This window comes from Nonomuraea sp. NPDC051941 (assembly GCF_044593615.1).
Genome location: NZ_JBIUCF010000039.1, coordinates 39,758 through 51,606, shown reverse-complemented (window position 1 = coordinate 51,606; position 11,849 = coordinate 39,758). Strand labels below are relative to the sequence as shown.

Below are 11,849 nucleotides of genomic sequence, written 5' to 3'. Positions count from 1 at the left end.
GTGCTCACTTCACGTGCTCACTTCACTGGGCATGTCCGGCGAGCAGGCCGAGCGCGCCGTCGATGGCCTGCGCGTACACCTCCGCGTCGGCGGCGGCGCGGGCCAGCACGTATCCGCCCTGCAGCACCGCGACCAGCGCGGTGGCGGTGGCCGCCGGGTCGGGGCCCGCGGCGAGCTCGCCGTCTGCCTGCGCTTCCGCGAGGACGGCGGCGAGCCGGGTCCGCAGCCAGGAGAAGGTCTCCTCGACCGGACGGCGCAGCTCGGGATCGGCCATCACGTCCGGGTCCTGGGTCAGCCGGCCGACCGGGCAGCCCCGCAGCGCGTCGCGCTCCCGGCTCAGGTAGGCGGTGATCCGCTGGAGCGGGGTGCCGGGGCCGGACAGCTCCGCCTCCGCGCGTCCGCGCATGTCGTCGGCGCTCCGGGCGATCGCGGCCAGCGCCAGGTCGGGCTTGCCGCGGAAGTGGTGGTACATGCTGCCCTGGCCCGCCCCGGACCGCTGCTGGATCGCCTTCGGCGAGGTGCCCACGTAGCCGCGCTCCCACAGCAGCTCGCGGGTGCTCTCGATCAACCGTTCCCTCATGTCCACGCCACGAGCGTACATACTAGTAGGTACAGAAGGCAACTAAGTCGTGACGACGATCTTGCCGAACTGGGTGTTGGACTCCATGTGCCGGTGCGCCCGCACGATCTCCTCCAGCGGGAACAGGCGGTCCACCACCGCGCGGAAGGCCCCGGTACGCAGCCCCGAGGCGACGAACGCCGCGGCGCGGCGCATCCGCCGCGGATCCCTGGTGATCTCATGCACCGTGTACGTGCGCATATTCAGCGCCGGCATGCCCAGGTCGAACCCCGGATAGGGCGTCGGCTGCCCGCTCTGCGCGCCCCACAGGAACAGCGTCCCGTCGGCCGCCACGGCTCTGGCCAGCTCCGTCACGCCCGGTCCGGCGACGGCGTCGAAGACGTACTCGGCTCCCCGGCCGCCGGTCAGCGCCAGGACGCGGCCCGCCACGTCCTCCTCGTCCGAGACGATCACCTCGGCCGCGCCCTCCTCGATCAGCCGCCGCCTCTTGGCATCGGTGCGGGTGACGGCGATCGGCGTGGCGCCCAGGCGGTTGGCCGTGCGGATCGCGGCCAGGCCGACGCTGCTGGAGGCCGCGTTCACCACCGCCACGTCGCCCGCCCGCATCCCGCCGACCTCCACCATCGCGCCGTAGGCCGTCAGGTAGGGCATCCACACCGCCGCGCCGGAGACCGCGTCCACCCCGTCGGGGCGCGGCACGAGCGAGCTCGCCGGCGCGATCGCCCGTTCGGCGTACATGCCGTAGTCGTTGTAGGAGAAGTTCGGCACGACGCTGACCGCCTGGCCCTCCTCGAACCCGGTCACCTCCGGGCCGATCGCCTCGATCACCCCCGCGGCCTCGGAGCCGAGCCCGGCCGGGAACCGCTTGACCGGCTCGATGTACCGGCCGCTCCGGAACAGCGCCTCCGCCCGGTTGACCCCGATCGCGTCCACCCGGATCCGCACCTCGCCCGGCCCCGGCTCGCCTGGCTCCAGATCCTCCAGCCGCATCACCTCGGGCCCGCCGACCTCGTGGAACCGCACAGTCCTCGCCATGACAACGTCCTTCTCTCTCAGCTCGAACGCGGCTCACTGTAGAGAGAAGTACGATCGTCGTCAAACTTCGATGCCTGTCGTACTATTGGCCCATGGGACGTACACCACCGCACCCCGAGGTGTCGCAGTTCGGCCTCCAGCAGGTGCTGGAGGCCCTCGTCGATCCGGTACGCCGGAGCATCGTCACGCAGCTCGACGCCTCCGGCGAGGACATCAAGTGCGGCGACTTCGACATACCGGTCAGCAAGTCCACCGCCACCCACCACTTCAACGTGCTGCGCGAGGCGGGCCTGATCCGGCAGTACTACGTCGGGACCGCACGGATGAACACCCTGCGCCGGGAGGAGATGGACGAGGCGTTCCCCGGCCTCCTCGCCGCCCTCACCACCCCCCGGGCCCGCGCGGCCCAGCCTCTCGCCGACTGACCCCGGCTTCAGAAGCCGATGAGCTCCGGCGCCTGGGCGACAGGTCCGAGCACGAAGCCCAGGGCGGTGCGGAGCTCGGCGATCGTCTCGGGCGGCAGTTCGAGGCGGGCCTCGAACGTGGTCTCGGCCCCCAGGGCGTCGGCGGCCTCGGGCGTCAGCTCCACCCGGAGCGCCGACTCATCCAGGGTGATGGAGCGCACGCCCTCGCTGGTGCCGCGGGTGCCGTGCCGGGCCACCAGGTAGACCTCCTCGTAGCCCATCACGTAGAGGTGCTCGGACTCGTCGTCGCCAGCTGACTCCGCCAGGAAGACCACGCGCTGGCGACGCTCGTCGCGCCGGCCGAAGTCGCGGTAGGTCATGGCCGCGGCCGGGACGTAGGCGACGTCCCCGTGGATCGGGGGCGGAGGCGGCGGGCGGCGATCGGAGTCGTCGTCGCCCCATGAGTTGTAGCGGCGGTCGTAGTGCTCGCCGTACGTCGTGGGCATGCCGATCGGCGCGGCGGTCGGCAGCGCGGCCAGCAGCCAGCCGGGCGACTCCGTGCGGGGGAACGTGGTCAGCTCCGCCAGCGCCGCCTGCGCGGGCACGTCCTCGAACGGCGGCGCGGAGGAGTCGACGCGCCCGGTGTAGCCCCGGCTGCCGGCCGGGAACGCCAGCTCGCAGGTGAACCAGGTGCCGGAATCGGCCTGGTAGGAGAGCTCGCGCAGGCGCTGGAACGGCTCGTCCAGCCCCTCGGCGGCGATCTCTCGGCCGTCGCGGGTGAGCGTGGTCCGCGCGTACGATCCGACCTGGGCGCGGCGGACCTCCAGCCGCGTCCAGCCCGGCTCGGCGGCGTCGCGGGCGAGGTCGCCGATCTCCAACCGCAGGGCGTGGCCCTCGTCGTGCCGGGTCCGCCAGTGCTTGTTCTTTCGGGATCGTCTGGCCGCCATGGTCATCCTTCCTGGCCGTTGTCGCCGGTGAGCAGGTCGTGCAGCCGGCGGATCTCGCGCAGCAGGCCGCTGCCGCCCCTGCGGGCGGCCATGGCGCGTACCTCGGGGATCTCGCCGCGCGCCCCGGACCACTCGGCCGCCGCGACGGCGAGGGCGACGAAGCCGGCCAGGCCGTTGCGGGGGCGCTCGCCCGGCGCGGGCAGCAGGGTGGGCAGGGCGGTGGCGGCGATCCGCCACACGTGCGCGTGGGCGCCTCGCCGGGCCGCGGCGTCCAGCGCGGCGACCATGTCGATCATCCGCACCTCGCCGCTCGCCACGAGGAACCCGGTCTGGCGGCCGACCTCCTCCGCGGGCAGTTCGCCACGCGCGGCGGTCTCCAGCAGGACGTCGACCGACTCGGGCACCCGCGGGTCGCCCAGGACCCGGGCGAGGACGACCGCGAACGCCGCCCCGACCGGCCCCTCCGCGCGGGCGAGCTCGCGGGCCTGCTCCGGCCCGACGGTGTCGTGCACCCAGTAGCGCCTGAGCGCGTGCGGCATGAGGTACGCGGCGGCGACCTCGCGGTGGGAGGGCAGCGTCGAGGTCCACCATTCGCGGTGCTCGCCGCCGCCAGAGTCCGCGGGGACGCTGAGCATCAGGTCGACCAGCGGCAGCCCGGTGGGCGCGACGGTGGCCGACGGCACCAGGCGTACGTCGTGGCTGTGGCTCCGATCGTGCCAGTCGTGGCCTTCGCCTTCGCCGTTGCACCGCCACTCGAGCTCGATCGCGACCTCCGGGCAGGTCCACCCGGCGACGATCCGGCCCGCGCCGGACGTCAGGCGCGCGGCCCGCCGCGTGGCCTCGGGATCCGGGGTGCGCGGCAGGCGCAGCAGCGCCTGCTGGAGGTCGGCTGCCAGCGGCTTGGCCCCGGCCGCCTCGATCACCTCCAGCCGCCGGACGAGCTCGGCCGCCGCCACGTGCCCGGTGCTGTGCGTGGGCGTGGCCAGCAGCAGCGGCGGGAGGGTGTCCTCCTCGACGGCCCGCAGGATCTCGGCCGCGCGATGCAGCAGGAGCCGGAGCGGGGCGGCCAGCCGGGTCTTCGGCATGTAGCGCGTCCAGGCGTGCAGGACGGCCGCGGTCCCGGTCAGGGAATGCGTGGCGCCGTCGAACCACTGATCGACCCGCTCCCAGGCCTCCTCGCGGTACGTCCAGCCGGGCCCGCCGATCAGCCGGGGACGCAGCTCCGCCACCAGGCCCTCCCGGTCGCGGCCGACGAGCGTGACGAACCCGGCGAGCCGCCGTTCCCAGGCCTGCCAGGAGCGGGCCCCCTCCGTCATCAGCTCCTCGATGGACTCGATCGGGGCCGGGAAGGCGTGGACGCGTTCGGGCGCCGCGGGCAGCGGCGGCGGCACGAACGCGGGCTCGGCCTCGGCGACGCTGCCGCCCGCGAAGGCGGCGGAAGCCCGCAGGCCGAAGTGAGGCGGGAGCAGCTCGATCGCCTCGCGTACGGTGGCGCGTCCCTCCTCGGTCATGCGGCCGGCATGCGCGACGGCCAGCTCGACGGCCTTCTCCTGCAGCTCGGCCGAGTCGGCGGCGAACGCGCTGGCCAGCGACCCTGCGACCAGGCCGGCCAGCTCGGGCGCGCGCCGTACGGAACGGTCGAGCCACGACATCCCGGCGCGCACCAGCTTGCGCTCGGGGCGGAACAGCAGCGACTCCCACGCCTCGACCAGGTCGTCGGCGGTGAGCTCGCCGCAGGTGCGCAGGCGCTTCAGGGCCAGCTCGGCGACCGGGCCCGGGGAGGCGGGCAGCAGGCGCAGGTAGTCGCGGGCGCGGGTGGCGGCCTCGGCGGGCGAGGGATCCAGCGCCTCGTGCAGGCGTACGAAGAAGCGCAGGTCGATGGGCGTGCCGCCGAGCAGGAAGCGGCGCACGCAGCCGTCGATCAGCGCTTCGCGCCGCACCCGGCCCGACTCGGCCGCCTCCAGCAGCGCCCGCAGCCAGCCCTTCTCCGATGCTTTGTCCCACTGGAGCGCCCGGCCCACGCCCTGGGCCTCGAACAGGCGCGGCAGCAGGTGGTCGAGCAGCGGGTCGTCGGACAGCGACGGCTCACGGCTCACCCAGCCGGCCACCAGCGGCTCGTGCGGCGGCGGCTCGATACCGGTCTCGCGGAGCAGGGCCAGGGCGAGCCCCATGCCGCGGTCGTCGGGCACGCGCATGCGCAGCACCAGCCGCTCGGCCAGATCGGCGCGCCAGGCGGCGGGCCGGTCGGCGAGCACCGCGAGGACGAGGCCGACGTCGGCGTCGGGGCCGTCCCACTGCGGCGCGAAGTCGCGCCGGTAGAGCCAGGACGCCACGGCCGCCGCCCCGCCGAAGGTGGCCGCGCCCGCCACCCGCAAGGCGCTCCCGTAGGCGATCAGCCCGTCGTCCCACCGGTCGAATCGGGCGCGCAGCTCCTTCAGCAGCTCCGGCAGTCGGGCGGCGACCTCCTTGCGCCCCTGCTCGTCCAGCGCCTTGACCTGCTCGGCGAGCCGGTCGGCCTGGCGTGCGACGATCAGCTTCTCGATCTCTCCGCAGTGATCCACAGCGGGGACATTAACCACCGCCGCCGACACTTTTGGCGACACTATTAAATCAGTCGCTTGACTTACGTACCCCCACCTGGTTGGCTGGCGGGAAGGGGTCCACTCGGGGAGGTCATGGTGGGTCAAGGATGCGGTGAGAGCCGCGCCTTCGAGCCGCGGGGGCCGTATGGTCCGGCTCGGTGGCGACCATGACGGTGCGGGCCGAGCGGGCCTGCGCGACCCGCGAGCAGATCCTGACGGCGGCCGAGCGGCTGTTCGCCGAGCACGGGGTGTTCGCCGTCTCCAACCGGCAGGTCAGCGAGGCCGCCGGGCAGGGCAACAACGCCGCCGTCGGCTACCACTTCGGCACGAAGACCGACCTGGTACGCGCGATCGTGCGCAAGCACATCGAGCGGATCGAGCGCGTCCGCCGCCGCATACTGGCCGAGACGGCCGGGTCCGGCGAGGTACGCGACTGGGTGGCGTGCCTGGTGCGCCCGGTCACCGAGTATCTGGCCGAGATGGGCAACCCCACGTGGTTCGCCCGGTTCGGCGCGCAGGTGATGACCGACCCCGTTCTGCGCGACATCATGATCGACGACGCGCTGAGCTCCCCCACGCTCGTCGAGATCCTCGGCGAGCTGAAGCGGTGCCTGCCCGAGCTGCCGACCGACGTACGGGCCGAGCGCAGGGACATGACGAGCCACCTCATGGCGCACGTGTGCGCCGAGCGCGAACGCGCGCTGGCCGAGGACACGCCCACGCCCCGTGCCGACTGGCACGGCACGGCGACCGGGCTGATCGACGCGACCGTCGGACTGTGGACAGCACCTGTCACAGCGCCCACCACTGGGCCCACCACTGGGCCCACCACTGGGCCCGGCGGCCGGACCACCTCACGCAAAGGAAGCCGGCGATGACCGAGATCCACGAGTTTCCCATGGCCAGAGCGGCGGGCTGCCCGTTCGACCCGCCGCCGCCCCTGCGCGACCTGCAGAAGGAGGGGCCGCTGGTCAAGGTCAGGTTGTGGGACGGCAGCACCCCGTGGCTGGTGACCACGTACGCCGAGCAGCGGGCGCTGCTGGCCGACCCCAGGGTCAGCGCCGACGTCACCCGCCCCGGCTACCCGATCCAGGCGCCCCGCATCGGCGCCGGCGGCACGATCAGCTTCATCATGATGGACGACCCCGAGCACTCCCGGCTGAGGCGGATGGTGCAGGCCCAGTTCACCGTCAGGCGGACGGAGTCCCTGCGCCCGGCCGTGCAGAAGATCGTGGACGACCTGATCGACGACCTGCTGGCCGGCCCGAATCCGGTGGACCTGGTGGAGGCGTTCGCCCTGCCGGTGCCCTCGCTGGTGATCTGCGCGCTGCTCGGCGTCCCGTACGCCGACCACGACTTCTTCCAGGAGAACAGCAAGACCGTCATCAGGCGCAGCACGCCGCCAGAGGAGCGGGCCGCCGCCGGTGCGACACTGTTCGAGTACCTGGACTCCCTGATGGGCGAGAAGCTCGCCGACCCGGCGGACGACCTGCTGTCGAAGCTGGCCGAGCGGGTCAAGGCCGGCGAGATGACCCGGCAGGAGGCCGCCCAGATGGGCGTGCTGCTGCTGATCGCCGGGCACGAGACCACCGCCAACATGATCGCCCTGGGCACGCTCGCCCTCCTGCGGCACCCGGGCCAGCTCGCCCTCCTGCGCCACAACGACGACCCACGGCTGGTCGCCAGCGCGGTGGAGGAGTTGCTGCGCTACCTCAACATCACCCACAGCGGGCGCCGCCGGGTCGCGCTGGCGGACATCGAGATCGGCGGCCAGGTCATCCGCGCGGGCGAGGGGATGATCATGGCCAACGACATCGCCAACCGCGACCCCGCGATCTTCCCCGAACCCGACGAGCTGAACATCCGCCGCGACGCCCGCCGTCACGTGGCCTTCGGCTTCGGCGTCCACCAGTGCCTGGGCCAGCCGCTGGCGCGGATGGAGCTGCAGGTCGCCTACAGCACGCTCTACCGGCGCGTCCCGTCCCTGCGCCTGGCGGCGGACCTGGACCAGATCCCCTTCAAGCACGACGGCCAGGTCTACGGCGTCTACGAGCTCCCCGTCACCTGGTGACCCGCCGGCACCTGCTCAGCGGCAGAAGGGCGCCATGCCCATGACGGACTTCACGCCGCCGAGCAGGTGCTGGACGAAGTACTGGTCGCCGTCGAGCGGCTCGTCGGTCCACGCCTTGACGTCGTGGCCGAGGGTGGTGAGCCAGGCCCTGCCGCCGTCGTAGTACTGGCACCAGCTGACCGGGTGGTCGCCGCCGTGGCCGGGGTGTCCGAGGTTGCCGCGCACGCCGCGGGCCAGCGTGCTCTCGTCCACCTTGGCCAGGACGCGGACGCGCGTGGGGAACGGGACGAGGTTGTACCACTCGTCGGTGAAGGCCCAGCGCTGCGGCAGCCCCTGGGTGGAGGCGTCGCGCCGGTCGGCGGTGACGACGGTGCCCGGCTGGTTGGCGGCGTGGTCGTAGAAGTTGGCGTTGCCGAGCAGCCCTTCGTACCAGGGCCAGTTGTACTCGGTGCCGAAGGCGTTGTGCACGCCGACGAACCCGCCCCCGGCCCGGATGTACTGCCGCAGCGCGGTCTGCGCGGCGTCGTCGAGGGTGTCCCGGGTGGTGCTGAGGAACATCACCGCGTTGTACGGCAGCAGCCGCCCCGCCGAGGACAGCTGGGCGACGTCCTCGGTGTAGTCGACGGCGAAGCCGTTGTCCTGGCCCAGCTTGAGCACGGCCTTGATCGCGACGTTGTCGTCGTTGAGCGCTGGGTTGAGCCCGGGGCCGAGCGGGGTGCCGAGGTGGGCGTGGCGGGGGCCGGCGGTGCGGCTGTAGACGAGCAGCCGGTAGCCCTTGGCGGGGTCGAAGTTGCCCCAGTCGTGGTAGCAGCGCGGGTCGGTGCCGCGGCAGACGCCGTAGTCGGGGTCGCCGAGGTTCTGTGCCCCCTCGCGTGAGGCGGCGGAACTGGGAGCGGTGGCGGTGAGCAGGAGTGCCGCCGCGCCGGTGAGGGCGGCGATCGACAGTCTGGTACGCATGGGCACCTCACGCCTCGATCCACTAGACGGATCGGATGGTCCACTAAGAGGTTCGAGCGTAACCACGGCCCGGCACGAGAACAAGCTCTTGCCTTCACGATCGGCCGAGGCTTATGGTGCGTCCGTCATATGGATCAATAGGTCCATGTAGCGGACCGCTGAAGGTGTGTGGTGCCAGTGGAACGACGTAACTTCCTCATCGGCGCGGCCGCGGCGCTGACCACCGCCGCCACGGTCGCGGAACCCGCCACGGCCGCCACGGAACGCCAGCCCGCCTCCCTGGGCGTCGCCGGCAAGGACTTCCCCAAGGTCTGCGGCAACCTGGGCAACCACAACCACTCCCCGCTCAAGCAGATCACCGCCAGGAACCTGAGCCGCCTGGGCGGCGCCTGGCACGTCAACCTCGAGGGCGGCAGCTCCGCGGCGCACCAGCAGAGCACCTGCGTCGTCGAGAACGGCGTCCTGTACGTGCAGACCACGCAGCAGAACGTCTTCGCCGTGGACGGCCGGACCGGCGCGATCAAGTGGAAGACCAACCTCGGTACCAGGCAGACCAACATGCGCGGCGTCGCCCTCGGCGAGGGCCTGGTCTTCTCCACCTCGGGCGCCAACATCGTCTATGCCTTGAAGAAGGACACCGGCCAGGTCGTCTGGCAGCGCCGGCTCATCACCGACGACGAGGGCGGCGGCGACACCGGCGGCTGCGACCCGCAGAACGGCCAGTGCGGCGGCCTGACCGGCACCCTGGCCGGCGCCGTCGTCTACCACGACGGCCTGATCTACGTCGGTATGCAGGGCAGCACCGGCGGCGCGCGCGGCCGGGCGTACGCGCTCACGGCCGCCACCGGCGAGGTCGCCTGGACCTTCTGGGCATGCCCCGGCGAGGGCCAGTTCGGCAACGACACCTGGGAGGGCGAGTCCTGGAAGACCGGCGGCGCGGTGCCGTGGATCCACCCGGCCGTCGACCCGGAGCTGGGCCTGGTCTACTGGACGTTCGGCGGCTCCTACCCGCGCCTGGACGGCTCCGGCCGGGGCGGCGACAACCTGTTCGCCAACTCGATCGTGGCCATCGAGGCCAAGACCGGCACGCGCAGGTGGCACTTCCAGTCGGTGCACCACGACATCTGGGACCTGGACAACGTCATGGCGCCCGTGCTCGTGGACATCAAGGTCAAGGGCAGACTGCGCAGGGCCGTCGTCTACGGCAGCAAGGCCGGCATGTTCTCCATCCTCGACCGGGAGAGCGGCGAGCCGCTGCACGGCGTGGAGGAACGCCCCGTGCCGCAGGACCCCCGGCAGAAGACCGCGCCGACGCAGCCCTTCCCCGGCGGCGAGCCGTTCGTCACGCAGGCGCCCGAGTTCGGCAAGGCGACCAGGCCGGTACCGTTCTACGCCTGGGGCGGCCTCTACACGCCGCACTGGGACCGGGCCACGATCATCTTCCCGGGCGCGGGCGGCGGCGCGGACTGGGCGCACCTGTCGTACAACCCGCACACGGGCTGGATCTACGTCGGGTACGGGCTGATCAACTCCGGCTTCTCCAACACCCACGACGGCCGGGTCAACACCTCGCGCCCGCTGGGCGAGTACTTCGCGGGCGGCATCGCGGCCGTGGACCCGCGCACCAACGAGCCGGTGTGGACCCTCGACCGCGAGTGGTCGCTGGCGCACGGCAACGGCATCCTGACGACCGGCGGCCGGGTGATGTTCCAGGGCGGGCCGGACGGGCTGCTGCACGCCATGGACGACACCGACGGCCGGATCCTGTGGAGCTTCCAGTGCGGCGCCGGCGTGCACACCAGCCCGATCAGCTACGAGATCGACGGCGAGCAGTACCTCGCGGTCCTGGCCGGCGGCAACGGGCTGCCGTATCCGGACATCCCGCGCGGCGACCACCTGTGGGCGTTCAAGCTGGGCGGCAAGGTGGCCCCGGCGGCCACGCCGACGCCGCCCAGGAAGCGCAACGACATCAGGGCGGCGGCCGTGGCCGGCACCACCGTCACGCTCGGCCGGATCTGGGACGCCGCGAACCAGCGGCCCGGCGCGACCGAGAACACCGTCGCCCAGAACGCCATGTCACCCCAGCACCTGCGGGTGCCGAAGGGTACGACGGTCACCTTCGCCAACCCGGCCGACAACAAGTCCGCGCACGCCGCCGTGTCGTTCTTCGAGTACGAGTTCGACAGCGGCGTGCTGATGCCCGGCCAGTCCTTCACCCACACGTTCGACACCGCGGGCGAGTACTTCTACAACGACGCGATCTTCCCGCAGAACACCGGCAAGATCGTCGTCTACTGACGGCGCTCAGGCGAGGGGGTGGTCGAAGCCGCGTTCGGACATGCGCTTGGCCACCTCCCGCAGGTCCGCGGCGAACTCCGCGACGCGATCGTCGCCGAAGCGCACGGTCGGGCCGCTGAGCGTCAGCGCCGCCACGGTCGCCCCCGAGCCGCTCGTCACGGGCACGGCGACCGCCGACAGGCCGGGCTCGCGCTCGCCGTGGCTGACCGCGTAGCCGTAGCGCGCCGCCTGGTCGATCCACTCCCGCAGGGTGGCCGTGTGGGACTCGCCGTACGGGGAGGAGCGGGCGACCCGGGACAGCAGCCGCTCGGGGGCGTCCTTGAGCAGGATCTTCGAGGAGGCCCCCGCCCACAGCGGCAGCTCGTCGCCGACCCGTACGACGTGGCGCAGCGGCTGCGGGCTCTCCTGCTGGGCGATGCAGACGCGGTGGACGTCGCGCAGCACGTACAGGTTGACGGTCTCCCGCTGCCGCGCGCCGAGCTCGCGCATGAGCTGGACGGTCTCCGGCGGCAACTCCCACGCCGTGCGGGCCAGGTGCGCCCACCGCCACAGGGCGGGGCCGGCCGCGTAGCCCTTCGGCGTGCTCCACAGCAGCCCCATGTGCTCCAGGGTCTGCAGCAGCCGCAGCGCCGTCGTCTTGGCCAGCCCCGTCTCCTCGACGACCTCGCGGATGGTCAGCGTCCGCCGCTCCTCGGTGAGCAGCGACAGGATGTCGAACGCCCGCTGGACGCTGCGCACGCCGCCGCTCTCACCGGACTCTGCGGGAAGGTTCGAAGGCACGGGTCCTCACTTGTGGGTAGAAGGTGAACCTGCTGCCCACCCTCTCATGCGGTCCGCAGGCTAACATCCGGTCCGCTTGGTGGTCCATATGATCCGCTATGTGGTTCAGGGTCTTGCCAGAACCCGTACCGTCCTCATACCGTGAGGCCATCCACAGTGCGGTTCATGAGAACCGCTTAGCGGATCCATGGAGCC

Annotated in this window: 10 protein-coding genes; 4 read left to right on the top strand and 6 right to left on the bottom strand. The window is 72.4% G+C overall.

Annotated elements, in window-relative coordinates; genetic code table 11:
* Positions 1-22 precede the first annotated feature (22 nt).
* Together ACIHFD_RS46625 and ACIHFD_RS46620 are read right to left on the bottom strand one after the other, a co-directional pair.
* Positions 23-580 (bottom strand): TetR/AcrR family transcriptional regulator, encoded by a 558-nt coding sequence (locus ACIHFD_RS46625; protein ID WP_397372433.1) that lies wholly within the window; start codon positions 578-580, stop codon positions 23-25.
* A gap of 42 nt (positions 581-622) precedes the next feature.
* Positions 623-1,615, bottom strand: coding sequence for a zinc-dependent alcohol dehydrogenase family protein (locus tag ACIHFD_RS46620; protein WP_397372360.1), 993 nt, complete (start codon positions 1,613-1,615; stop codon positions 623-625).
* Between the two features lie 92 nt (positions 1,616-1,707).
* Between ACIHFD_RS46620 and ACIHFD_RS46615 the strand changes: the two genes are divergently transcribed.
* Complete coding sequence (locus tag ACIHFD_RS46615) at positions 1,708-2,040, top strand: ArsR/SmtB family transcription factor (protein ID WP_397372359.1); 333 nt, start codon at positions 1,708-1,710, stop codon at positions 2,038-2,040.
* A gap of 8 nt (positions 2,041-2,048) precedes the next feature.
* Here ACIHFD_RS46615 and ACIHFD_RS46610 read toward each other — a convergent pair whose 3' ends face one another.
* Together ACIHFD_RS46610 and ACIHFD_RS46605 are read right to left on the bottom strand one after the other, a co-directional pair.
* Complete coding sequence (locus ACIHFD_RS46610) at positions 2,049-2,966, bottom strand: hypothetical protein (protein WP_397372358.1); 918 nt, start codon at positions 2,964-2,966, stop codon at positions 2,049-2,051.
* 2 nt (positions 2,967-2,968) lie between these two features.
* On the bottom strand, positions 2,969-5,527 hold the full coding sequence (locus tag ACIHFD_RS46605; protein WP_397372357.1) for a DUF6493 family protein: 2,559 nt from the start codon (positions 5,525-5,527) through the stop codon (positions 2,969-2,971).
* Positions 5,528-5,715: 188 nt separating this feature from the next.
* On the opposite strand from ACIHFD_RS46605, the gene ACIHFD_RS46600 reads away from it, so the two are divergent.
* Positions 5,716-6,426, top strand: a complete 711-nt coding sequence (locus ACIHFD_RS46600) for a TetR/AcrR family transcriptional regulator (RefSeq protein ID WP_397372432.1) — start codon at positions 5,716-5,718, stop codon at positions 6,424-6,426.
* A complete protein-coding gene (locus ACIHFD_RS46595) occupies positions 6,423-7,619 on the top strand; it encodes a cytochrome P450 (protein ID WP_397372356.1) in 1,197 nt (398 codons plus the stop codon). Before ACIHFD_RS46600 ends, ACIHFD_RS46595 begins: the two co-directional genes overlap by 4 nt.
* A 15-nt stretch (positions 7,620-7,634) precedes the next feature.
* On the opposite strand, the gene ACIHFD_RS46590 is transcribed toward ACIHFD_RS46595, so the two are convergent.
* A complete protein-coding gene (locus tag ACIHFD_RS46590) occupies positions 7,635-8,576 on the bottom strand; it encodes a ThuA domain-containing protein (protein WP_397372355.1) in 942 nt (313 codons plus the stop codon).
* Between the two features lie 177 nt (positions 8,577-8,753).
* Between ACIHFD_RS46590 and ACIHFD_RS46585 the strand changes: the two genes are divergently transcribed.
* Complete coding sequence (locus tag ACIHFD_RS46585) at positions 8,754-10,874, top strand: PQQ-binding-like beta-propeller repeat protein (RefSeq protein WP_397372354.1); 2,121 nt, start codon at positions 8,754-8,756, stop codon at positions 10,872-10,874.
* Positions 10,875-10,880: 6 nt separating this feature from the next.
* Here ACIHFD_RS46585 and ACIHFD_RS46580 read toward each other — a convergent pair whose 3' ends face one another.
* A complete protein-coding gene (locus tag ACIHFD_RS46580) occupies positions 10,881-11,654 on the bottom strand; it encodes an IclR family transcriptional regulator (RefSeq protein ID WP_397372353.1) in 774 nt (257 codons plus the stop codon).
* Positions 11,655-11,849: the final 195 nt, after the last annotated feature.